Origin of the sequence: Nocardia sp. NPDC046473, from assembly GCF_040645995.1 — a bacterium.
Lineage (GTDB): Bacteria > Actinomycetota > Actinomycetes > Mycobacteriales > Mycobacteriaceae > Nocardia.
Genome location: NZ_JBEYZJ010000008.1, coordinates 328,474 through 351,134 on the forward strand (window position 1 = coordinate 328,474; position 22,661 = coordinate 351,134).

Annotated in this window: 21 protein-coding genes; 9 read left to right on the forward strand and 12 right to left on the reverse strand. The window is 65.4% G+C overall.

Annotation, left to right across the window (positions count from 1 at the left end):
* Window positions 1–11: 11 nt before the first annotated feature.
* The 3 genes from ABZ942_RS29185 to panC are packed head-to-tail and all read right to left on the reverse strand — an operon-like array spanning window position 12 to window position 2,751.
* A complete protein-coding gene (locus tag ABZ942_RS29185) occupies window positions 12–884 on the reverse strand; it encodes a P1 family peptidase (protein ID WP_357387460.1) in 873 nt (290 codons plus the stop codon).
* Window positions 885–905: 21 nt separating this feature from the next.
* Window positions 906–1,889 (reverse strand): hypothetical protein, encoded by a 984-nt coding sequence (locus ABZ942_RS29190; RefSeq protein ID WP_357387462.1) that lies wholly within the window; start codon window positions 1,887–1,889, stop codon window positions 906–908.
* Window positions 1,890–1,917: 28 nt separating this feature from the next.
* Window positions 1,918–2,751: a pantoate--beta-alanine ligase gene (panC, locus tag ABZ942_RS29195; protein ID WP_357387464.1), complete on the reverse strand. Its 834-nt coding sequence runs from the start codon at window positions 2,749–2,751 to the stop codon at window positions 1,918–1,920.
* A gap of 284 nt (window positions 2,752–3,035) precedes the next feature.
* Between panC and ABZ942_RS29200 the strand changes: the two genes are divergently transcribed.
* The 9 genes from ABZ942_RS29200 to ABZ942_RS29240 all read left to right on the forward strand — a co-directional run bounded on the left by ABZ942_RS29200 (window position 3,036) and on the right by ABZ942_RS29240 (window position 12,473).
* Window positions 3,036–3,467, forward strand: a complete 432-nt coding sequence (locus ABZ942_RS29200; RefSeq protein WP_357387466.1) for a DUF4440 domain-containing protein — start codon at window positions 3,036–3,038, stop codon at window positions 3,465–3,467.
* 173 nt (window positions 3,468–3,640) lie between these two features.
* Complete coding sequence (locus ABZ942_RS29205; protein WP_357387468.1) at window positions 3,641–5,062, forward strand: tryptophan 7-halogenase; 1,422 nt, start codon at window positions 3,641–3,643, stop codon at window positions 5,060–5,062.
* A gap of 54 nt (window positions 5,063–5,116) precedes the next feature.
* Complete coding sequence (locus tag ABZ942_RS29210; protein WP_357387470.1) at window positions 5,117–6,340, forward strand: hypothetical protein; 1,224 nt, start codon at window positions 5,117–5,119, stop codon at window positions 6,338–6,340.
* An 18-nt stretch (window positions 6,341–6,358) separates the two neighbouring features.
* Window positions 6,359–7,375, forward strand: coding sequence for a TauD/TfdA family dioxygenase (locus tag ABZ942_RS29215; RefSeq protein WP_357387472.1), 1,017 nt, complete (start codon window positions 6,359–6,361; stop codon window positions 7,373–7,375).
* Between the two features lie 105 nt (window positions 7,376–7,480).
* A complete protein-coding gene (locus ABZ942_RS29220; protein WP_357387474.1) occupies window positions 7,481–9,034 on the forward strand; it encodes an ABC transporter substrate-binding protein in 1,554 nt (517 codons plus the stop codon).
* Between the two features lie 10 nt (window positions 9,035–9,044).
* Window positions 9,045–9,995: an ABC transporter permease gene (locus tag ABZ942_RS29225; protein ID WP_357387476.1), complete on the forward strand. Its 951-nt coding sequence runs from the start codon at window positions 9,045–9,047 to the stop codon at window positions 9,993–9,995.
* Window positions 9,992–10,888 carry an ABC transporter permease gene (locus tag ABZ942_RS29230; protein WP_357387478.1) on the forward strand — a complete coding sequence of 299 codons (897 nt, stop codon included), beginning with the start codon at window positions 9,992–9,994 and terminating at the stop codon, window positions 10,886–10,888. The genes ABZ942_RS29225 and ABZ942_RS29230 overlap by 4 nt, the downstream gene beginning before the upstream one ends.
* Entirely contained in the window at window positions 10,885–11,703 is an 819-nt protein-coding gene (locus ABZ942_RS29235; protein ID WP_357387480.1) for an ABC transporter ATP-binding protein, read from the forward strand. The genes ABZ942_RS29230 and ABZ942_RS29235 overlap by 4 nt, the downstream gene beginning before the upstream one ends.
* Window positions 11,700–12,473 (forward strand): ATP-binding cassette domain-containing protein, encoded by a 774-nt coding sequence (locus ABZ942_RS29240; protein WP_357387482.1) that lies wholly within the window; start codon window positions 11,700–11,702, stop codon window positions 12,471–12,473. The genes ABZ942_RS29235 and ABZ942_RS29240 overlap by 4 nt, the downstream gene beginning before the upstream one ends.
* A gap of 508 nt (window positions 12,474–12,981) precedes the next feature.
* Here the strand turns inward: ABZ942_RS29240 and ABZ942_RS29245 are convergent.
* The 9 genes from ABZ942_RS29245 to ABZ942_RS29285 are packed head-to-tail and all read right to left on the reverse strand — an operon-like array spanning window position 12,982 to window position 22,645.
* Entirely contained in the window at window positions 12,982–14,295 is a 1,314-nt protein-coding gene (locus tag ABZ942_RS29245; protein ID WP_357387484.1) for a cytochrome P450, read from the reverse strand.
* Window positions 14,295–15,491, reverse strand: coding sequence for an MFS transporter (locus ABZ942_RS29250; protein ID WP_357387486.1), 1,197 nt, complete (start codon window positions 15,489–15,491; stop codon window positions 14,295–14,297). The genes ABZ942_RS29245 and ABZ942_RS29250 overlap by 1 nt, the downstream gene beginning before the upstream one ends.
* A 23-nt stretch (window positions 15,492–15,514) precedes the next feature.
* A complete protein-coding gene (locus tag ABZ942_RS29255) occupies window positions 15,515–16,459 on the reverse strand; it encodes an NAD(P)-dependent oxidoreductase (RefSeq protein WP_357387487.1) in 945 nt (314 codons plus the stop codon).
* Complete coding sequence (locus ABZ942_RS29260) at window positions 16,459–17,691, reverse strand: cytochrome P450 (RefSeq protein WP_357387489.1); 1,233 nt, start codon at window positions 17,689–17,691, stop codon at window positions 16,459–16,461. The genes ABZ942_RS29255 and ABZ942_RS29260 overlap by 1 nt, the downstream gene beginning before the upstream one ends.
* A gap of 40 nt (window positions 17,692–17,731) precedes the next feature.
* Window positions 17,732–18,409, reverse strand: a complete 678-nt coding sequence (locus tag ABZ942_RS29265; RefSeq protein WP_357387491.1) for a GNAT family N-acetyltransferase — start codon at window positions 18,407–18,409, stop codon at window positions 17,732–17,734.
* Window positions 18,410–19,552, reverse strand: a complete 1,143-nt coding sequence (locus tag ABZ942_RS29270; protein WP_357387493.1) for a hypothetical protein — start codon at window positions 19,550–19,552, stop codon at window positions 18,410–18,412.
* Window positions 19,539–20,657 (reverse strand): pyridoxal phosphate-dependent aminotransferase, encoded by a 1,119-nt coding sequence (locus ABZ942_RS29275; RefSeq protein WP_357387495.1) that lies wholly within the window; start codon window positions 20,655–20,657, stop codon window positions 19,539–19,541. Before ABZ942_RS29275 ends, ABZ942_RS29270 begins: the two co-directional genes overlap by 14 nt.
* Window positions 20,647–21,630, reverse strand: coding sequence for an arginase family protein (locus ABZ942_RS29280; protein ID WP_357387497.1), 984 nt, complete (start codon window positions 21,628–21,630; stop codon window positions 20,647–20,649). Before ABZ942_RS29280 ends, ABZ942_RS29275 begins: the two co-directional genes overlap by 11 nt.
* The gene (locus tag ABZ942_RS29285; RefSeq protein ID WP_357387499.1) at window positions 21,623–22,645 is read right to left on the reverse strand and encodes a methyltransferase domain-containing protein; all 1,023 of its coding nucleotides are present in this window, start codon (window positions 22,643–22,645) and stop codon (window positions 21,623–21,625) included. Before ABZ942_RS29285 ends, ABZ942_RS29280 begins: the two co-directional genes overlap by 8 nt.
* Between the last annotated feature and the right edge of the window lie 16 nt (window positions 22,646–22,661).

The following is a 22,661-nucleotide window of genomic DNA, read 5'->3' on the forward strand; positions in this document are numbered from 1 at the left end:
CGGCGCGATCGCTACCGGGGCGCCGCCGCGACCGAGCGGATGGCCTCGGTCACCGCCGCGAGCGCCATCAGCCGCACCAGGTCGACGTCGGCCTCGACGGATCCCGTTGCCGCGGTGATGAATCCGTCGCCGTCGAAACGGCCGTGCGGCGGCGTGAGGGCGCGCGACAGGCCGTCGTGCGCGCCCTGCGCGACGATGTGGCAGCCGACCTTGTCCAGCCGGGCGTTGGTGATCACCGTGCCGATCGTGGTGTGCATCCGCGCCGAGGTGTTGACCAGGTCCAGCTGGGTGACCGAGTCGAGGACGATCTCGGTGGTGCCGTCGTCGATGTCGCCGAACGCGTTGACCACGCACAGCGCGCCGACAACGAGCTCGTGCCAACGCCGTTCGATGTAGGCGAGGCCGCCGGGCCTGCGCGCGGCGGGTCCGCGCCAGTGTCCGGTGTACGCGCCGGTGCCCGCCCCGACGCGTCCGGCGAGCAGCTGCTCCCCGGCGGCGGCGCGGGCCGCGGCATAGCCGCGCTCGGCGGTCGGCCGGGCTTTCGGATCGCCCGCGCTCAGATCGAACAGGGCCAGCGCGGGCACGATCGGCACGTTGCCGCCGGGGGTGGGCACGCCGCGGCCGGTCTCCTCGAGGTAGCGCATGACGCCGTCGGCGGCGGCGAGACCGAACGCCGAGCCACCGGTGAGGACGACCGCGTCGATGCAGGGCACGGTTTTATCCGGGGCCAGCGCGTCCAGTTCGCGGCTGGCCGGCGCACCGCCGCGCACCTCACAGGACGCGACCGTGCCTGCCGGGAAAATGATGACCGTACAGCCGGTTTCGCCAAGCGGGTCGGTCCAATGGCCGACCCGCACGTCCGGAACGCCTATCGTTTCTGTCATACCCACCCCAGCCATCTCAGTTCAGGAATTCTCGGTCGCGATCACGACGAAGAAATCGTCCGGCGTCGTCGGGAAGCCCATGTGCCGCACCTCGGTCGGCAGCGGTTGATAGTCGAACAATTGCCGCTCGTTGTACGCGAACAACTCCGCCCCCATCGTTCCGGCAGCGTATATCGAAACACCCTTCGTCCAGGCCGCCTGGCTCGGGTCGGTCACTGGAAAAAGTGCGACATTCCTGTATCTGTCCGTGTCGGGGGTATCGCGGTACGGAGGCCGGATCGCCGAATAGGTGTTGGCGAGCCAGCTTTCGTCCGAGTAGTCCGGGGCATCGGCATCGGCGCTGGTGTACGCCGACAGCCACGGAGCCCACGAGGTCAATTTCTCGGTGGGCGCTGGGGCCTTCTCCGCCTGATTCTGGATGCGCTTACTGAATTGATCGTCGGCCGTCGGGTCACTGGCGGTCAGCACATGCGGGCGGCCGTCGGCCAAGGCGGCAGTGGTCACGGAATCGTAGCCGTCGAACGCGACCACGAACGCGTCGTGCGGATCGGCGATCAGCAGGTGAAATCCGGGCAGTCGCACCGAATCGCCGAGCGCGGGCAGCAGGCGGGTCTCGAGCAGTTCGACGGCGTCGCGCGCCGATTCGGCGGTGGCACAGTCAATCGGCAGACCGCTCGGCGCGGTGAATTCGGCCGCAGTGGGTTCTTCGGTGAAAATCCGGCTGTACACGCCGGTGCCGCGGTGGAATGCGAGCCACGTGCCACCATCGATATCGAGTCCGCTGACGACATCGGCCAGCGCGGGGTTGGTCGTGGCCTGGATCGTCCACACCTGGTCACGGAGTTCCGGATTGTCGAGCCATTGAGTGCCGTAGGAATAGCGATGCGCCAGCCCGAGTTTCCGGGCGGCCTCGTAACCGTGCGGCCGATAGATCGAGCCGTCTCTGGACTCGATGACGACGAATCGTTCGTGCTGTCCGTCGAGGAGAAACATACAGGTGCTCATGGTGTTTCCGTTTCGCGTCTGATGAACGTCAGTTCAGGGTCAACGATATGTTGTCGATCAGCCGGGTGCGGCCGATGTGTGCCGCGACCAAGAGCCGGGCGGGGCCCGATGCGGGCGTGGGTCCGAGATCGGGGTCGCGCAATTCGAGGTATTCGACCCGAATTTCATCGTGGGCATCGAGGATCTCGCGTGCGGCGCGGAGTACCGCCTCGGCGCCTGCCTTGCCGGACCGGGCGCCCGCCTGCAACGCGGTCGGCAGCGCCACGGCCGATATCCGCTCGTCCGGTTCCAGGAATCGGTTGCGCGAGGACAGCGCCAGCCCGTCCGGTTCGCGAACGGTCGGGACGCCGACGATCCGGATGTCGAAGTTCAGGTCCCGGACCATCTGTTCGATCAAAACCAGCTGTTGGTAGTCCTTTTCGCCGAAGAACGCGACGGTCGGCCTGGTGATCTGGAAGAGCTTCGCCACCACGGTGAGCATTCCGCCGAAGAGCACCGGGCGCGTCGCGCCGCAGAGTTCGAAACCGAGCGGGCCCGGGTACACGGTCGTTCGCGGGCCGACCGGATACATGCCGGCGGGCGACGGGGCGAACACCGAGTCGACACCGACGCCGCGGAGCAGGTCGAGATCGGCATCGAGGGTTCGTGGATAGCGATCCAGATCCTCGCCCGCCCCGAATTGTAATGGGTTGACAAAAATCGAAACAATGACTTCGGATTCGGTTTCCTTGGCCTGTTCGACCAAAGCCAGATGGCCGTCGTGTAAGGCTCCCATTGTTGGGACGAGGGCCACCTCTCGGCCGCTCATACGCAGCTTCTGCGATATGCTGGACATGGCTTCCGGATCGTGATGAACAAGCATTTCTCGATTCTCCCTCCCTATTCTTTCGAACGCGCTTCGGCGACTGCTACGGGGGTGCGCGTGAACCACTTCGACCGTACCCGAACGCCGCTGTCAACGCAGCTGTTGAGCGAATCTTGATTAGTTTGTTGATGAATCATCATTTGGCCTGCTATACAAACTCTGAACTGTTGCAGGCGGTGCGCGAACCGTGCTACTGTTCTAAACGGAACATAAACTTTCGGCGGCCCAGAGGAGGGTCCTGGCGGCCCGGCAGTCTCCTCGTGGGAATTGGACGGGTACTCATGGTCACACAAGCGGAAACAAACGCCACTGACACGGTTGACGGGATTTCGACAGATCCGAGTCCGGCCGAAATCGAATTCCTGCAATGGCGAGCGCTGAGTGCCGGTTCCGGCGCGGAATTCTACGATGACGTGCTCGCCGACGATGCGGTGCTGGCGGTGCCGTCCCCGCATGCCTCGCTGTCGAAGCAGATCGCGCTGAACGCGGTCGCGGGCGCGCCGCCGATCGAGACGTATCAGATACTCGAATTCCACGAGCGCGCATTGGGCCCCGATGCGCATATCGTCTTTTACGAGATGTATCAGAAGCGTGTGGGTCTCGACGGAATTTACGCCGCAATTTCGACAGTGTATACCCGGCGCGACAATCGCTGGCTCATGCAATACCATCAGCAGACTCCGCTGCGTCGGGGCTCGGTCGAGGGGGAGTAGTGGCGAGCGATGAGTTCGATGTGCTGATATTGGGCTCCGGACTATCCGGCAGCTCGCTCGCATTGTGTCTGCAGGCGTCCGGATTGAAAACCTGCATGGTCGACCCGAAAACGCATCCACGATTTGCGATCGGTGAATCGACCATTCCGAACACCTCGAAGCTCTATAAACTGATGAGCATCAAATACGGTGCACCGGAATTGGCCGTGCTCTCGTCGTTCGACAATCTCATCGGTTCGGTCGGCACCTGCGGCATGAAAGACAACTTCGGCTTCATTTATCACGAGCCGGGCGGCATCGCCGACCGGGCACACCAGTTTCCGCTGTCCGAAATCGTGGAAACCGAATCGCACCTGTTCCGGGCCGATGTCGATCAGTGGCTCGCGCTGCGCGCCCGCGACAACGGCTCGGTCCTGCTGGAGGGCGTCGGTACCCGCCGCCTCGACATCACCGAGCAGGGCGTGTTCTTCGAAGGCGATGAGGGAACACAGATTACGGCTGAATACGTGGTCGACGCGGGCGGCCGCGGTTCACCCGTGGCGGCGACGCTGGGACTGCGGACCACCGACGGCCTGCAGACCATGTCGAAGTCCATCTTCACCCACATGACCGGCGTCACCCCGTTCGACGACATCACCGCCCTCGAGGCGCCACGGCAGTGGCACACCGGAACGCTGCATCACGTCTTCGACGGCGGCTGGATGTGGGTCATTCCCTTCGACAACAACAAGAAGTCGTCCAATCCGCTGTGCAGCGTGGGCATTACCTGGCGGATCGACGACGGCGACGAGAAGCCGAAGCCGAACCCGGAGCAAGCGTTCGCCGACTTCCTGGCGACCTACCCGGAAATCGGCAAGCAGTTCGAGCACGCCGAAAACACCCGCGAATGGGTGAGCGCGGGCCGGCTGCAATACACCGCCACGCAGACGGTCGGCGATCGCTGGTGCCTGACCTCGAATGCCGCCGGATTCATCGATCCGCTGTTCTCCCGCGGCATGCAGAACACCGCGGCCGTGGTGGATCGCCTGGCCGAGCGGCTGATCGAGCAGTTCCGCGGCGGCTTCACGCCCAAGACCTTCGACGACATCGAGCAGATGCAGTCCAGCCTGATCAAGGAAAACGATTTCATCGTCGGCAATGCCTTCCGCTCGTTCACCGACTACCGGCTCTGGAACGCGTGGTTCCGGGTGTGGCAGGTCAACCAGGTCACCGGCACCATGCGCACCGAAAGAAGGCTGCGTCAGATCACCGAACTCGCTGCGGCTCAGGGCAACACGAGCGCTCCGCTACCGCGGATCGATGTGGCCCCCGGCGCCGGGCTGGACGGATTCATCGACGCGTTCTACCAGAAGTCCGATCAGATCATGGACTCCTACTGGCGCAAGAAAATCAGCCTGGAATCCGCGGTCTCGGAATTCGACACACTGTTCGCCCACGTCGACTTCGTGCCGCCGTCGTTCGGGCTGACGGATATGTCGCAGCCCTACTTCGACATCGATATGGACAAGGTAGCGAGCGCGGTGGCGTGGGCGCGCACCGCGCGACCCGGTATTCGCGAGCTGTATCTCGGTGGGCTTCCCGCCTCGGAAGGTTAGGTGTAGATGAATGCAATAGCCGTGTCATCGTACAGCGACCGAGTAGCCGCGGCCGTGTCCGGATCCTTGAGCGGACTACTCAGATTCGACCGCTCCATGGTGACTTCGCTGGACGGGCTGGATCGTGCCGACTCCGATCAACCCATCATCGTCATACTCCGCGCCTATCTCTATCTGCTGGGTGGCGTCAAGCCGCCCGCGGAGGTCGTCGACGCGCTTCGGCATATCGATTCCACCGCGGTATCCGTCCTGGAATCTGCTCACCTCGACGCGATCCGGCACCTGATGCGCGGTGCTTACGGTGCCGCTGGAGATACCCTGCTGGAAATCTCCGAACAGTTCCCGACAGACGAATTGGCGTTGGCCGCAGGGCATCAGGTCGATTTCCTGACCGGTGCCACGGAAACCCTGCTGTCGCGCCTGTCCACCAGCCCGCTGCTGACCGAGGGCGCCACCGAGACCTACCCGTACCTGTTGGCGATGCAGGCTTTCGCCTACGGCGAGAACAACGAATTCGCCAAGGCCTACACGGCGGGCAGCCGAGCGCTGGCCCTGGCCCCGGACGACAACCCGTGGGCCGTCCACGCCTGCGCGCACGCGCTGTTCGAGACACGAGACAACACCGCCGTCGCCGAACTGCTTTCCTCGACGCGTGCCCGATGGAACTCCGAAAGCTGCCTGCTGCGTACCCATCTGAGCTGGCACCACGCCCTGAACTCGATGGCCGAAGCCGACCACGACGCACTGGCCGGACTCACCGACGAGGTCACCAGGGTGCTGGAAACCGAGTGCTCGGCAATGCAATTCAGCGACGCGGTCTCGCTGCTGTGGCGGTTGCGGTTGGCGGGCATCGCGGGCCCGGACGACTTCACCGCCGTCGCCGACAAGGCGCTGGAGATCCGCGACGCCTCGAACTCGGCCTTCATCGACCTACACGTCCTGCTGGCCATCATCGGTGCCGATCGACACGCACTGGCCAAGCAGGTCGCGACCGAAATAGGCGCGGACGCAACCGATCTGGCGGAGCACCTGACCGGCGCCCGGCGCACCGCGGTCGGCGTCGCCGAAAGCTTCCTGTATTACTGCCAATCGAACCCGGAACAAGCAGTGCGGCAACTGATTTCCGTGCTGCCCGCGGTGGTCGGCATGGGCGGCAGCATGGTGCAGCGCGATCTCGCGCTCGAACTGCTGGTCACCTGTGCGCACGGCCGCGGGGCGGACATGACTATTCCGGCCGGTATCGATAGGCGTCCATTGGTAACGTACCTACGCTCGTGATAGGACTGATCGAACGAAATGGCTAACGTATCGTCGCCCGTCTGCACCGAAACGCTCACCGGCCCGGCCGCATGGCGGAGCAGCGACTTCACCGACCCGGCCCAGTGGACGACGCCACTGACTCCGGACGATATCGGCGAGTTGTTCACGGCATTGCAGCACAGCAGGCAGACGGGCAAGGAACTCGGCGACATCACCCGCGAGGACTTCCCGCTCGACAATCTCGCCAGGAAGCTCGAATCCGTATCCACTGCGCTCGTCGACGGCCGCGGTTTCGCCGTCCTCAGCGGCTTCCCCATCTCGGCCGACATTTCCCGCTCCGACATCGAACTCATGTACTGGGGCCTGTGCGCCCACCTCGGTCCCGCGGTAACGCAGAACGGTCGCGGCGAAATCATGGTTCCGGTCAAGAACTACGGCAACGGCGGGCTGTTGAACGCAGCCACTCGCGGTTACCAGACCAACGAGGCGCTCCCTTTTCATACCGACAGTTCGGATATCGTCGGCCTGCTCTGCCTGCGTTCGGCGGGCGAGGGCGGCTACAGCAGCCTCGCCAGTTCGGTGACCATCCACAACGAACTGCTCCGCAATCACCGGGAACTGCTCGGCCTGTACTACGCCGGTTTCTACTACGACCGACGCGACGAACAACTCGATGGTGAGCGGCCTTATTACCGCAATTCCGTCTACGCCTGGCACGAGGGCCGACTCACCTGCCGCTATTACGTCCGGCATTTCATCGAGTCGGCGACCGAACGATTCGGCCTCGACCTGTCCGCGGTGGAACGGCTTGCGCTACAGACCTTCGAGGCGATCGCGGCCCGACCCGAGCACAAGGTCACCATGCGGATCAATCCCGGTGACATCCAATTCCTCAACAACAACGTCATCGTGCACGCGCGCACCGCGTTCGTCGATGCCGATCAGGTCGCCCGCGAACTACTGCGTGTCTGGCTGAACCCGTTCGGTGCGCCGACCCCGCCGCCGGGACACGCGGCGTTCCGCGAGGGTATGCCGCAGAAGCAGATTCGCTGAACAGCGTCATCGTAGGATGTACGTCTCGCTCGTTCAGCCTCTAACCGAGGTCAGGAGAACTAAATTGCAGGCTCGTAATATCGTTCGCACCGTGCGGAGCTCGGTGTGAGGCGCGGTCGTCCGATTGCGGTGATGGCGCTGACTCTCGCGGTCGCCCTGTGGAGTGCGGCGTGCGGGACCGGCGGTGAGGTGGGATCGGACGCGAGCAAGGCGACCCAGTCCGCGACGCCGCCGGACGATCAGCTGAACCTGAACGCCACCGCGAACGTCCGATTCGCGCTGGAACCGGTCAGCCTGAACACCTTCACCACGGCGGGCGTCGCGCTCGACCAGGCTTTGCTCGACAACGTCTACCAGGGCCTGGTCACGGTCGACGGCAACGCCAAGGACAAGGTCGTGCCCGCGCTGGCGACATCGTGGGACCAGGCGCCCGACGGCCTGACCTACACCTTCCACCTGGTCTCGAACGCGAAGTTCCATGATGGTGCGCCGCTGACGTCGGCCGATGTCGTGTGGTCGCTGCAGCAGGTGATCGCGCCCGGCTCGAAGTCGTTGCGCGCCCAGGACTTCACCTCCGTGGCCGACGTCTCGGCGTCGGATCCGACCACCGTGACGATCAAGCTGAAGCAGCGTGACACCACCCTGCTGTGGAACCTGACCCAGCGCGGCGGCATCGTCTACAAGACCGGCACCGACTTTACCGCCCTCGACGGCGCGGACAACGGATCGGGCCCGTTCAAGGTGACGCAGTGGAACCGTGGCTCCACCCTCACGCTGTCCAGGGTGGACGGCTACTGGGGGCCCGCGCCCAAGGTGGCAAAGGTGGTGTTCCACTACATCATCGACCCCAACACCGCGAACAACGCCGAACTGACCGGGCAGACCGATATTCAGACCGCGACCGATCCGACGCTGCTGCAAGCGTTCACCGGCAACGACAAGTTCGACATCCTGCGCGGCAACAGCACCGACGAATACACCCTCGCATTCAACGAGGCCAACCCCATCTTCGCGAATCCGGATGTGCGCCACGCCATTCGGCAGGCGCTCGACAAGAAGGCCATCATCAAGGCGATCGGCGCGGGCATCCAGATCGGCGGGCCGGTCCCGCCCCAGGATCCCTGGTATGAGGACCTGACCTCGATCGATCAGTACAACCCGGACAACGCGAAGAAACTGCTCGCGGCCGCGGGTTACGGCAACGGTCTGCAGTTGACGCTGGAGTTCCCGAACCACTACGTCACCGCGCTCAGCGATATCCTCGTCTCCAACCTCAAGGACGTCGGCATCACGCTCAACGTGCGCGCGGTGGAATTCCAGACCTGGTTGTCGAAGGTGTACAAGAACCACGATTACGAGCTCAGTGTGGTCAATCACGCCGAAGCGCACGACGTGAACATCTACGCCCGCGCCGACTACTACTTCGGCTACGACAGCAAGCAGGTGCAGCAGTGGTATCGGGACGCGCTCACCGCGGACACCGAGGACGCCCGCAACGATCTGCTGAAGAAGATGACCAGGCAGATCTCCGAGGACGCACCCTGCGACTGGTTGTTCCTGGTCGAACTGAATACGGTGGTCCGCAAGGGTATGTACGGGGTACCGCAGCACGAGACCAACAACCGGTTCCCAGCGACCAAGCTCGCGGTCGCCAAGTGACGGAGGTGTTTTGCTCTGGTATCTGATCCGGCGCGCCGGGCTGCTGCTGGTGTCGCTCGCGGTGGCGAGCGTGCTCATCTTCGGGATGCTGCGATTGCTGCCCGGCGATGTCGCGGCCACCGTCGCCGGCCTGCAGGCGACACCGGCGCAGATCGCCGCGATCCGCGCCGACCTCGGCCTGGACCGGTCGCTGCCCGCGCAGTACCTGTCCTGGATCGGCGGTGTCTTCAACGGTGATTTCGGCCATTCCCAGCTGAACGGCACATCTGTCGGCGCCGAACTGGAGCAGAAGCTGGCGGTGACCGGTCCGCTGATCGCCGGATCACTGCTCATCGCACTGGGGCTCGCGATACCGCTCGGCACCTGGGCCGCCGTGCGGCATCGCAGCCGGACCGGCGAGGCCGCCAACGCGGTGTCCCAGCTCGGGATCGCGATCCCGGGCCTGTGGCTGGCCATGCTGCTGATCCTGGTGTTCGCGGTGGAGCTGAAAGTCTTACCGGCGCAGGGCTTTCCGGCCGACCGCTGGGCGGACCCCGGCGCCGCGATACGCAGTCTGATCCTGCCCTGCGTGACGCTAGGGATCTCCGAGGGCGCGGTGCTGTTCCGCTTCGTGCGCTCGGCGATTCTAGGCGTGCTGTATTCGGAGTACCTGCGCACCGCACGGGCCAAGGGGCTGACCCGCACACAAGCGTTGGTGCGGCACGGTTTTCGTAACGCCGCGCCCTCGGTGGTCTCGATCCTCGGGCTACAGTTCGCGGTGCTGATCGTCGGGGCGGTGGTGATCGAGCGGGTGTTCACGCTGCCCGGCGTGGGCAGCATGCTGCTGTCCGATGTGGCGAACCGGGACCTGGTGAAGGTCCAGGGCGAGGTGTTGTTGATCGTCAGCGCGGTCCTGGCGATCGGCTTCGCCGTCGACATCGTGCACCGGCTCATCGACCCGCGGCTGGAGGCCACGCTGTGATCAATGCCGTCAACCGGCCTAAATGGCTGCGCAGGCGCCGCGCGGTACAGGTCGCGCTCGCCGCCCTGATCCGGCGGCCGAGCGGGGTTTTCGGGCTGGCCGTGGTCGGCACCCTGGTGCTGGCCAGCCTGGTGTCGCTCTGGTGGACGCCCTACGATCCGCAGGCCACCAACCCCAGTCAGGCGTGGTTGCTGCCGTTCAACGCAGGCCATCTGCTCGGGACCGACCGAGTCGGGCACGACGTCTTCAGCCAATTGCTGGCAGGCGCGTGGCAGACCCTGGCAGTGGCGCTGGTGGTCGCGGCGATCGCGGGCACGCTCGGCCTGATCCTGGCATTGGCCGCGCAACTGACACCGCATGCGGTCGGCTCGGTGGTGGTGCAACTGATCGACATCATGATCGCGTTCCCCGCGCTGCTGCTGGCGATGGTGCTCGCCGCGGTCTACGGCGGATCGATGCTGACGGTGGCGGTCGCCATCGGCATCAGCTCGGGCGTCGCCGTGGCACGCGTCGCGCGCGGCGAGGTGGCGCGGGTACTGACCAGCGATTTCGTCCTCGCGGCGCGGGCGGCCGGTGCGTCCACCGCACGGATCGTGCGCAAACACCTGCTGCCCGCTATCGCGCCGACGCTGATCGTGCAGTTGTCCTGGGTGATGGCCCTGGCTGTGCTCGCCGAAGCGGCGCTGACCTACCTCGGGTATGGCAGTTCGCCGTCCGCGCCGTCCTGGGGCGGCATCTTGCGCGCACAACAGGACTACATCAAGGTGCGGCCGCTGCTGGTGGTGTGGCCGGGCTTGGCGGTGGCCCTCACCGTGCTCGGCTTCAATCTGCTCGGCGACGCCCTGCGCAACGTCACCGATCCGCGCCTGCGCAAAGGAGTGCCGACGCAATGACACTGCTGCAGGTGACCGACCTGACGGTCGAGATCGGGGACCGGGTCCTGCTGGACAAGGTCGACTTCGGCATCGAGGCCGGCGCCCGGCTCGGCCTGATCGGCGTCTCCGGCTCCGGCAAATCCCTACTCGCACTGGCGATTATGGGCCTGCTGCCCGAGGAGGCGCAGGTGCGCGGCAGCATCGAGCTCGACGGCGTCGAGCTGATCGGCCGCAGCGACCGCGCACTGTCGAAGATCCGCGGCAGCCGGATGGCCATGGTGTTCCAGGAACCGCTGTCGGCTTTGAATCCGCTGATGCGAGTGGGCAAGCAGATCGCCGAACCATTGCGGCTGCATCAGGGGATGGGCAGGCGGCAGGCACATGCCGCAGCGACCGAACTGGCGGAGCGGGTCGGGCTGCCGGACCCGGCGAATACCGTGCGCGCTTTTCCCCATCAACTCTCCGGTGGACAGCGCCAGCGGGTCGGCATCGCGATGGCCCTTGCCGCGCGGCCCGCGCTGTTGATCGCCGACGAGCCGACGACGGCCCTCGATGTCACGGTGCAGGCCGAAATCCTTGCGCTGCTCAAAGATTTGGTGGACGAGGAGGGTTCCGCGCTGCTGTTCGTCACGCACGATCTCGCGGTGCTCGCCCAGGTGACGCAGCGCGTCCTGGTGCTGGGGAAGGGCCAGGTGCTGGCGGACGGTGAGCTGGCCGAGATCCTGCACGGGTCGAAAGATCCGTACCTGCGTACGCTGTTGGAGTTGGCGCGGGCTACGTCGTTCCGGCGGGCGGCCCGTGTCGAGAGTGGTTCGCCGGAGGTGGTGTCGTGATCCTGCTCGAGGCAAAGGGTTTGAGCCGGTCGTTCCGGTTGCCGCGCACCAGCCTGCTGCATCGCCCACCGCAGCGGCATGCGGTGCGCGAGGTCAGTCTGTCACTCACCGAAGGCAGCCATCTGGGCATCGTCGGCGAATCCGGTTCCGGCAAGTCGACTTTGCTGCGGTTGCTGCTTGCCCTCGACCGACCCGATCGGGGTGAGGTCCACTATCAGGGCAGGCCCGTGACGGGTCGTGATCTCGCCTGGTTCCGCAGGGAAGTCCAAGTGGTGCTGCAGGATCCGCTGAGCTCGCTGGATCCGCGGATGATCGTCGGTGATTCGATCGCCGAACCGCTGGAGTGCCTGCGGATTCCGGGCGATCACGATTACCGGGTGGCCGAGCTGCTGGTCGCGGTCGGTCTGGAACCCGATGCGGCGGTGCGGTATCCACACGAATTCTCCGGCGGACAGCGGCAGCGCATCGCGATCGCGCGTGCGCTGGCGCCGAATCCGAAGGTGCTCGTCGGTGACGAACCGTTCTCCGCCCTGGACGCGTCGACCCGAGCCCAAATCATCGAGCTGCTACGCGATCTGGTGCAGAAGTTCGGGCTGTCGCTGATCCTGGTGTCACATGACGTCGGAGTCGTCCAACAGCTGTGCGATCAACTCCTGGTCATGAAGGACGGAGCAATCGTCGAACGCGGCCCCGCCGAAACGGTGCTCGACCACCCCGAGCACCCATACACGCAGGCCCTGCTCGACGCGGTTCCCGTGCTGCCATTCTGACCGCACCCACGTGCCCCCGTCCCGCTCAGGTCCGGACTCCCGCGCACGAGTCCGCCCGCCGCGCACGAATTAGCCCAACGCGCAGGAATTAGCCCGACGCGCAGGATTTTGCCCCCTGACCCGTGCGCGGCGGGCGATTTCCTGCGCGGCAGCCGCTTCAGTTGTTCAGCGCGGTGGCGGCGCACGGGTTCGCTTGCCGCGCACGGGTTCGCTTGCCGCGCGGGATTTTGCTTGCCGCGCGGGATTTTGCTTGTTGCGTATGGATTGGTCCGCTGTTTCGTGCGCGGTGGGCTGTTTCGTGCGCGGCGGTGGGTTTAGTTGTTCAGTGCGGTGGCGGCGCATGGGTTTGCTTGCCGCGCAGGGTTTGCCTGCCGCGGAGGGTTTTGCTTGCCGCGCAGGGTTTTGCTTGGCGCGCGGGATTTTGCTTGTTGCGTGTGGATTGGTCCGCTGTTTTGTGCGCGGTGGGCTGTTTTGTGCGCGGTGGGCTGTTTTGTGCGCGGTGGTGGGTTTAGTTGCTCAGCGGGGTGATGACGATGCGTGCGCCGCGGGCGGGCACGTTGGTGATGTTGCGGACTCGTCCGCGCTCAGGTGCGCCCGGCAATGTGAGTCGATAGCGTGTCAGTACCTCGCGTAGCACGACTGCCCCTTCCATCAGCGAGAAGCCCGCGCCGATGCAGCGGCGGACACCACCGCCGAACGGCAGCCAGGTGTTCGGCGCGACGCCGCCGTCGAGGAACCGGTCGGGCCGGAACTGTTCCGGCGCTGGATGATTCGCCGGATTCTGGTGTGCGAGCACGATCGACGTCGACACCCGGGTGCCGCGCCGCAGCGGAATGCCGCCGATGGTCAGGTCCCTGGTGAGCTGGCGCTGCACCCGCCCGATCACCATCCGGTGTCGCAGCGCCTCTTTCACCACCGCCTCCAGGTATTTGTCGTCCCCGTCGCGGGCCGCCTGCCTGGCCCGATCCTGAACCTCCGGCGCGGCGGCCAATTCGTGCAGCGCCCACGACAGCGCCGACGCGGTGGTCTCGTGTCCGGCGAGCAGCAGCGTGACGAGCTGATCGCGCAGTTCCGCATCGCTGAGCGGTTCTGTGCCGGGATCGTCGCCCGCGCCGACCGCGAGCAGCCGGGACAGCACATCGGCCTGCTGATCGATCTCCGGATGGTCACGGCGCCTGGTGATTTCGGCGTAGAGTAGTTCGTCGATATCGGTGCGGGTCTTGCTGAATCGCTGCCACGGCCCGAATTCCCGCAGCCACGGCCATTTCCAGCCGAGCAGCACCACCGGGCTGATATCGGTGATGCGACGCAGTTGCGGGGTCAGCTCGGCCCTGCGGCGCTCGTCGGCGACGCCGAAGACCACTTGCGTGATGACGTCGAGCGTCAGGTCCTCCATCCGGCGCAGCATGTGTTCCGTCGCACCGGCATGCCAGCGCTCCACCTGAGTCTTGGCAATGTCCTCGACCAGCGCGCGATAGCCATTGAGGGCCGCACCGGCGAAGGCGGGCATCAGCAGCCTGCGGGCGCGGGCGTGCTGGCTGCCGTCGGTCAGCAGCACCGAATGTTCGCCCATGATCATCGCGAGCTCGCGATAGGCCTCGCCCGCATGCAGATCCGCCGGATCGGCGGTGAAGATCTCCTTGATGTGCTCGGGCCGGGAGAACACCACGATGCGTGCCGGATACGGCGGCAACAGTCGCACGGTGAAGACATCGCCGAGGCGGCGGGCTTGGGCGCTGAGGAACTGGGCGTGCCGCTTGGTGTGTAGCACGGTCTGTAGTAGCCGCGGTAGTCGGGGAGCCGGTGGGTATGCGCCGGACATCAGGTGGTCCTTTCTGCCGAGTCGTGCTTGAGCCGCTCCGATGCCGCGGTGCGGCGGCCGAGTCCCTCGATGACGAGGAGGGCGACCGCGCTGAGCGCCGCGGCGGCGATCGGGAGCGCGAAGGGACTGAACAACGCCAGGGTGATGCCGCCGGCGATGCTGCCGAGGGTGACCCCGAGATAGGTGGACGAGGAATTGAGCGCCAATACCTGCGTTGCCGAATCGGGTGCCGAGTCGAGCAGCATGGTCTGCATGGCGGGTGCGTTCCAGTAGAGGGACAACGACCACACCAGCGTCAGGGCCACCAGCACCGCCAAGGGGATCGGGGCGAAGACGGTCAGGATCGCGAAAACGACCATGGTGCCGAGAAACAACGCGAAGCCGATGCGCAGCGCGGCCGACGCGCCCTTCTTGTCCACGTAGATGCCACCGGCGATCGAACCGATCAGTCCCGCGACACCGGCCACCGCGAACAGCAGACCACGTTGCCGCAGTGACGAATTCGAGAAGTCGGCCGCGAACGGACCGAAATAGGTGAACATCATGAGCGCACCGCCGAGCAGGATGGTGTTGCCGAGCAGCACGGTGACCACCGGCCTGCTGGACAGCGCCGTGAAATGTGTTCGAGCCGAAACCAATTCGCCGGGCTTGCGCAGCTGCTCGCGGACACCGAACAGCAGCACCATCGACAGCACACACAGACCGGCGAAGACGACGAAGTTGCCACGCCAGCTGAAAAGGCTCGCCCACAGCGTGCCGAACGGGACCCCGATCGCCAATGCGCCGACGATGCCGGTGGACACGATCCCGATATAAGCGCTGCGCTTCTCCGGCGGCGCCAGCGTTGGGGCGAGCGCGAACATCGCGGGCAGGCAGGCGGCGGCCGCACCGGCGGCCAGCACCCGCAGCACCATCAGCTGCCAGAACGAATCGACCATGGCGGCCAGCAGATTCGCGACGGTGAAGACGATCGAGGCGCCGACGAAGACGCCGAGCCTGGTGCGGCGGGCCGAGGCGAATGCGATCAGTGGCGCGCCGATCACCAGAACCAGCGAGTAAGCCGTAACAAGTTGTCCTGCGGTGGATTCCGAGACGCCGAGGTCCGAGGCCAGTTCGGGTAGCACACCCGCGATCATGTAATCGTCGGTGTAGAAGACGAATACGGCGAAGGTGATCGCTATCAACCAGAACGGCATCGGGCCTCCTGTGGCACGGGTGGTCAGGGAATCAGGTAGTCCGTGGCGATCGTTCGCGGGTCGATGCGCAAGGACTGGTCCCTCATTGTCGACTGATCAAGGGTTCCGGTGGCATGGATTGCCGCCCAGTCCTGGTGATACAGCGGATCACCGTCCCAGGGGCGCCAGGCGGTATGTGGTGTCAGCGTCACGCGTCCCTTATCGATCCAGGGCCGCAACAGCTCTGCCCGGTCGTCGGTTTCGACATCGCTGGTGAGCCGGCCGGTGCCAGCGGCAAGCCAGTGCAGCAGCGCGTCACCGTCGACGGGGGAGGAGCGGGCGGGATTGATGAGATGTCCGTCTAGTCGCAGGCAGCGGAACAGCGCGTTATCGATGAAGTTCGTCAGCTCGGGCAGGCCGGGCAGCGCGACGACCATCAGGTGCGCGAATCGGTGCGGCAGCCGATCGAGCGGCGCGACCTCCGCGCCGCCGAACGGATGCGTGGTGCGAGTACGCGGCCGGACCACGGTCACCCGTGCGCCGAGCCCGGCCAGCGTTTCCGCGATCGTGTGGCCGAATGCGCCGTATCCGACCACGAGGGCGTCGCGGCGGTGGAAGGGCTTCGGCGTATCGTTGGGTGCCTCTGCGGCGCTGTGTAATACGTGCTGGGCGATGACGTATTCCGACAGCGACGGTGCATAGGCTCGGGCACTTCTGGTCACCAGATTGTTCCGCGCGAGCGCGGGGATGTACGGATAGTTGGGTCCGGACGAGACCAGATGAACCCAGGAATCCGTTGTCGCGGCCGCAGTTTCGGCCAACTCGGCGGCGGTGAGGTCATGCGCGGCGAGGGCGACCATCTTGTGGTCGAGTGCAGTACCCGGGACAACCGACTCGACCCGGACTCCCAGCACTCCGGCGACGGTGCCCGGGTCGGTCGAAACCCCGAGGCAGTAGAGCGTCGCCGGATCCACCGTGACGGCGCGCATCAGCGTGCGCTGGTCAACGCCAGTGGAACTCGGATATGCCCGTGCAGGACAATCGAATCCCGCCATTGCCGACCCGGTAGCAGCCGGGCATTCGGGTACGCGGTGAGGAAACTGCCCACGGCAACCTGCCCCTGGACCTTCGCCAACGACGCCCCGAGACAGCGGTGCACGCCGGTGGAAAAGCTCATACTCGTTCGCGCGGAGACATTCTCGACGTCGAGCCGACTCGGATTCGGGTAGGCGCGGGTGTCGTAGTTGACCGCGCCGACCCAGATCAACGCCCCGGTGCCCGGTGTGACGACCCGATCACCGATCTTGGTCTCCACCCGCGCGGTGCGATGCGTCAGCTGGATGGGGGAGTCGTAGCGCAGCAGTTCCTCGAACCACGGATCGGTCAGGCGGCCGTCATCGAGCACCTCGGCGCCCAAGCCGTGTTCGAGCACCGTGACAATGGAATTCGCGATAAAGCTGACGGTGGTCTCGAATCCCGCCGCGAAAACGAAACCGACCAGGGTGAGCAGTTCGGCGAAGGTGAGTTCGCCTGCCGCATGCATGCGCACGCAATCCAACAGGAATCCCTCTTGCAGCAGTCCAGGATCCTTCGTGCACTCCACCACGAAGTCGGTGAACTTGCGCGCCTCGGTCATCCCGCGCCGGTATTCCGGAAAGGTGATGCCGACGTCGAGCAGTTTGGCCCCGTGGCCACCCAGCGAATCGAGCATGTCGTCGCCGAGGTCGGGAATGCCGAGGAAGTCGGAGATCACCCGGATCGGAATCTTGCGCGCGAAATCCGCGACCAGGTCGATGTTCTCCCGGCCGTCGAGCTCGCCGAGCACCGCCTCGGTGTGTTTGGTGATGATATCGATCGAACTGGTCACCGCGCGATGGGTGAACATCGGGAAGACCAGCTTCCGCAGCCTGGTGTGCTCGGGCGGGTCCATGAAGACCAGGGCGGGTGCGTCGAGGGCGATGGGCACCGAGCGCCTGGTCAGCCAGCGGTATACCCCGGCGGCCGGCGGAATCGCAACGGGCTGGTCGGCCGACCAGTCGTTGCTGCGCAGGATTTCCTCGCTCTCGTCGTATCCGGTGACGACGATTCCCGCGGCGCTGTCGTGCACGCCCGCCGTGGCGCCGATTTTCGTCAGGATCGCCCGATAGGGATCGCCCTTCTCCGGTGGCCGGAGAAACAGCCTGCCGACATCGTTCTCGTCGCCGAGCATGGAATCGGGCAACAGTCGGAGCGGACCGTGTAGTAGGAACCAGCGAATAGGATCAGTGACCACCGAGCTCGCGGAGGACAACGTCGACACCCCCTTGTCGTTTCATTGCGGCATAGAAGTTTTCGCGCTCGAAGCGGAACAGCGCGGCCTGTTTGTGCGGTAGATCGACCTCTCCGAGCTCGTGGCCGTCCACGACCTTGCAGACATTCCGGTCGAGCGTGCGCACCAGCTGATTGGCGGCGGTCGGATCCGAGATCACACCGGTGCAGTCCGGGTAGGTCTCGAAGACACCGGCGATGAGCGCGACCCAGAACGGCAGGGCGTACCCGAAATAGTCGGGTTCACCGATGCAGCCGTGCATGCCCATATCGTTGTCCGGTGTGTCGTAGTAGTCGGCGACCGCGTCGAGTGCGACCCGGTACAACTCGACGTAGCCGCCCCGCTGCCCGTCCTGTCCGACGAGGAAGGGTCGAGTCTTGTTGTCGGAGAACTGGAATTCGATCTCGTCCTGCCAGCCGCCGCGATCCCAGTCCTTGTGCATCGCGATCTGCACGTGTGGCTGCGCCATCCAGTGCACCACCTGGTCGATCTCGGCCGAGGTGGCTGGTGTGACCGGGGTGAGTTCCCACGGCGACGGCAGCACCGGTACCTGCCATTCCTGAAAGGCGAAGTCGGTCAACGGTTTCCCGCGCCGTCGGGACCGATCTATGGGCCGTCGCTCACTCGTCACTCACGGCACCTCGTTCGCGGCGGCCAGCAGTTCGAGGGCGGTGAGCACGGCTTCGGTGCGGCCGGTGAGCCTGGCCCGCCCGCCGAGGCGGATGCGATCGAACGACGCGTCGACGGGCAGCTGCTCGATCCGGTCTGCCCCGGCGATCGGCTGACCGACCCGCCACATCCATCCGCCCGAGGCATCCGGATCTATCTTCGGCTCTGCCCAGTCGAGTCCGGCCTGGATCCGCAGGTTGAGCAGCTCGAGATCGATTCCGGCGATGGTCCTGGACTGGAACGGGACCTCGCCGCCGGAGGCACGCGCGCACACCTCGCTGACCACTACATCGTCGAAAGTATCACCGCTGGAGAGGTATTCGACGTGTGCGGTGAACGTGCCGTCGAGGCCGAGGGCAGTGCACGTACGTACTGCGAGGTCGGCCAGCTCGGCCTCCGTCGCCGGATCGGTCCGGGCCGAACCCGAGCCGCCCCCCTTGGTCAGGTCGAGCAGCGAGCGAATATACAGTCCTGAAAACAGATGTGTGACAGTGCCGTTCGCCACGAGGACTTCCGAATGGTATTGCGGGCCTTCGAGTAACCGTTCGACCAGTCCGTCGCCGAGGGTGGTGAGATCGACCGTGTCGAACTTCTCGGTCCGGATCCCGCGCAGGTTCGCCTCCGCGGCGGGTTTGACTATGACGAGCTCGTCTTCGGCGAATCCGGTGCAGCCGCCTGCCTTTTCGACGCTACCGCCGGCCACGATCAGCGTCTCCGGGACCGGGACACCCGCTGCTTCCAGCGCCCGGCGCATTACACCCTTGTGCCGGTAGTTCTCCAAGGAGCCCGCGGGGATGGGGGTCGGCAAGCCGAGGTCACCGGACAGTTGCGCCGCAAGCCCGAGCAGGTACTCGTCATTGGTGACGATCGCGGTGGTCCCGGCGGGAATCAGCGACCGCCATTCGTCGATCGCCGCGATCTGCTCCGTGCCGATCCCGTCCAGTGCCTCGTCGCCCTCGCGGACCAGCGGAACCTCGCCGGTCCGCAGTATCCGCAGGTCGGCGCCCGCCGCCGTGACGGCCGAGCCGAACTCGGTCAGCCCGACGGTGCCCAGCGATTGTTTCGCCTGGAGCAGGACCACCGTTGCGCGATCACCTGATGACAACTCGCCTCCACGCCTCTAGGTGCTGGTCGACGCGTTGGCAGCCGGTGACGACGGCCTCCGGATCGCGCGCCAGCGAGATACGGATCAGATCGGTGCCGAGTTTTGGCTGCGCCCAGTAGAACAGCTCGCCGGGCAGCACGTGCACACCAGCCTCGCCGAGTTCATTGTAGAGCGCGCTGGCCTCGACACCCTCCGGCAGCCGGAACGTATCGACCGAGATTCTGGATTCCGGATAGGCGGGCGCCAGGTTGATGTGCTCGCGCGCCAGGGTCCGGTTGCTCTGGATGCCGCCGCGCAGCCGATCGTAGCCACCGTGCCTGCCGTCCTCGGCGAACAGATCGACGATCCGCAGGATGAACGGCGAGGCCGACAGCATGTGATCGGAGTACATCCTGGCCAGCGGCAGCGGATTACCGACATTCCAGTTCAGGAAGCCTGCCTTCAATTCCTGCAGGGGCCAGAGCTTTCCGGTGTCTTCGATGATGACCCAGTCGAGATCGTAGTGACCGAGTACGGCATACATGTCGTACTGCGCGCGCAGATCCTGTGCCCGGAAGCACGAGTCGATGACGAGGACGGTGTCGCGGTCGGCGCATGCGGCGGCGATCTCGTGTAGCCGATCCGCATCGATCACGGTGCCGGTCGGATTGTTCGGTGAGACGGTGAACAGCACTCCGCGCGTGGGGATTACGTCCTCGAGCGCACCTGCTGCCAACTCGGTTTCGGCGACGGAATGGATGGTCAGTCCGTGGCCGGCGAGCAGGTCGTGCAGGTTGTCGAAGGTCGGCTCGACCATGGCGACCTTGCGGTCGGAAAGGCGAATCGCCTTGCCGATCATGTCGATAGCGGTCGAGGAGGAGTAGCAGCTGCGGAAGGTGACCTCGTCGGCCAGCGCGCCGTGCTGTCCGATCGACGAGAGGAACGAGTTACGCGCGCTCCGCTCGACCACGTCGACGGGCAGCTTCCTGGTCTGCGCGAACACCTCGGGGAAGGCGGTGACGATGTCGGACTGCGTGGCGGACAGCGACATTCGCGGATGCCCATCGGACAGGTTCACACCGTCGATCAGCGCCTTGACTTCGAGGTCGGTGATGTTATCGGGCATGCAAACGACCATCCTGTTGCGTCTTGGCTCGCCGTGCGGCGGCGGCAAGGGTCATGATTTCGAAGATCACCGCGACGCCGAGGTGCGCAGTGATGTCGGCGGTGTCGTACGGCGGCGATATCTCGACCAGCGATACGGTGCGGATATCGGGCAGTTGGAGCTCGCGCAGCAGCCGCAACGCGAACGCCGAGGACGGCCCGCCGACCTCGGGGGTGCCGGTGCCCGGGGCACACGAGGGATCGACGAAGTCGATATCGAAGGTCAGCGCAACGGGATTGGCGCCGACCTTGTCCCGGACGATCCGGCCGAGTTCGTGGGCGCCGAGCGCCATCGCCTCCTCGCACTGGATGACGGTGAAGCCGAGGCCGTCGTCTTCCAGATCCTCGCGAGGCACGCTGCCGCGCATGCCGATCTGGATGCTGGTGGTCGGATCGATCAGGCCTTCTTCGGCGGCGCGGCGGTATACCGTGCCGTGAAAGTGCTTCATGCCGAAGTAGTTGTCGAGCACGTCGCGGTGCGCGTCCAACTGCACCAGCGACAGCGGGCCGTGTTGCTTTGCGGCGGCGCGTAATTCGGCGATGGCCAGGCTGTGGTCGCCGCCGACGAGGATCGGCAGCGCGCCGATGTCGTGCACGAGCTTGACGCTGTTCTCGATCAGGTCCAGCGTCTGCAGGTGGTAGCCGGGCACGATGTGCACGTCGCCGCCGTCGACCACGGTGAGTAGATCGGTGATGACCAGATTGCGTTCCCGGCTGCCCAGTCGGCCGAGCGTGCTCGCCGAGCGGACCGCCTCGGGCCCGAAGCGGGCGCCGCTGCGGTAGCCCGTCGCGCCGTCGATCGGCACCCCCATGATCACCGCGTCCACGCCGTCGGCTGCGGTGAGCTCCCGGATCGGCCGGTAGGGGAGCCGGAAGAAGGTGCGCGGGCCCGAACTCAGCCGGGAGACGGCCTGGCTGTCGGTGTAGTCAGTCATCGTGGGTTCCCTTGGACCGCAACAGCATTGCGGTCACGATGCCGGTCTCATCGAGGCCTGGAGTGTCGACGTCGTCCACCACGATCTCGAGGCCCTCGCTCTCGTACAGGTCCGTCCAGTACTGCTTGGGTGCCAGGCGCTGGTCGGTGAACGGGTGCAGCAGGAAGTAGTGGTTGTAATAGTTCGTGCGATGCGGGTCGCGCATCTTCTCCGGATCGTCCCAGCAGTAATCGATATCGATCACCAGGAGTTCGAGGCCGGGGTTGGTGTCGAACAGCGACCGGAGGAACGTGCGGACGCCCGCTTCGCCCTCCTGGCCGAGGATTTCGTGGATGACGAAGCTGATGATGCCGAAGTCGTAGCGGGATTCGGTCTGCTCGAGATGACGGATGGCATCCGCGTTGACGATGTCGATCCGGTCGCCTTGCGGCGACCCGGCCACGAATTCCACTGCGGCGGCGGCACCCTCGGGACTCGGCTCGATGCCGGTGAGCCGCATGTCCGGGTACTTCTCGGCCAGCGTGGTCAGGAAGATGCCGCTGCCGCAACCGAGGTCGATGCCGCTGGTGTAAGTCTTTCCGCGCTGATCGAGTACCCGGTACATCAGCGGGATCGCGTCGTGCACGCTGATCTCGCAACTGCCGATGCCGACCATCCGGCCGTCTCTCGGCACCGCGGCGGGGGAGGTGAACCCGCTGCCGATGTCCAGGAAGGTGCGGCCGTATCCGCCGATCATCATCTGATACCAGCCGCGTGCCTCCCAGATCTGCACGAGCTTGTCGGTGGCCCGATCGTTGTCGGTGTATCCCGCGGTCCGCAGGAACAGCTGCAGCGCGTCGACCCGCTCCGGCGTCGTGACGGCCGATTCCAACGCCTTGCGAACGGAAATTCCGTTCACCACGATTTGTTCCAGAATTCCGTGCTCGATCAGGTTGTACAGCACAGCCGACTGCACGTACCCGCTGAACGGCTCCAGCGCTTCGATCAGGCGTTTCCGGTTGAGCATATCGTTCATACCTCTCTTTCGGTGC

Excerpts from the sequence above, each read along its gene's own strand:
- ABZ942_RS29185 (WP_357387460.1), bottom strand. The coding sequence starts at position 884 with ATGACAGAAACGATAGGCGTTCCGGACGTGCGGGTCGGCCATTGGACC.
- ABZ942_RS29190 (WP_357387462.1), bottom strand. The coding sequence starts at position 1,889 with ATGAGCACCTGTATGTTTCTCCTCGACGGACAGCACGAACGATTCGTC.
- panC (WP_357387464.1), bottom strand. The coding sequence starts at position 2,751 with ATGCTTGTTCATCACGATCCGGAAGCCATGTCCAGCATATCGCAGAAG.
- ABZ942_RS29200 (WP_357387466.1), top strand. The coding sequence starts at position 3,036 with ATGGTCACACAAGCGGAAACAAACGCCACTGACACGGTTGACGGGATT.
- ABZ942_RS29205 (WP_357387468.1), top strand. The coding sequence starts at position 3,641 with ATGAGCATCAAATACGGTGCACCGGAATTGGCCGTGCTCTCGTCGTTC.
- ABZ942_RS29215 (WP_357387472.1), top strand. The coding sequence starts at position 6,359 with ATGGCTAACGTATCGTCGCCCGTCTGCACCGAAACGCTCACCGGCCCG.
- ABZ942_RS29235 (WP_357387480.1), top strand. The coding sequence starts at position 10,885 with ATGACACTGCTGCAGGTGACCGACCTGACGGTCGAGATCGGGGACCGG.
- ABZ942_RS29245 (WP_357387484.1), bottom strand. The coding sequence starts at position 14,295 with ATGTCCGGCGCATACCCACCGGCTCCCCGACTACCGCGGCTACTACAG.
- ABZ942_RS29250 (WP_357387486.1), bottom strand. The coding sequence starts at position 15,491 with ATGCCGTTCTGGTTGATAGCGATCACCTTCGCCGTATTCGTCTTCTAC.
- ABZ942_RS29255 (WP_357387487.1), bottom strand. The coding sequence starts at position 16,459 with ATGCGCGCCGTCACGGTGGATCCGGCGACGCTCTACTGCCTCGGGGTT.
- ABZ942_RS29275 (WP_357387495.1), bottom strand. The coding sequence starts at position 20,657 with ATGCCCGATAACATCACCGACCTCGAAGTCAAGGCGCTGATCGACGGT.
- ABZ942_RS29280 (WP_357387497.1), bottom strand. The coding sequence starts at position 21,630 with ATGACTGACTACACCGACAGCCAGGCCGTCTCCCGGCTGAGTTCGGGC.
- ABZ942_RS29285 (WP_357387499.1), bottom strand. The coding sequence starts at position 22,645 with ATGAACGATATGCTCAACCGGAAACGCCTGATCGAAGCGCTGGAGCCG.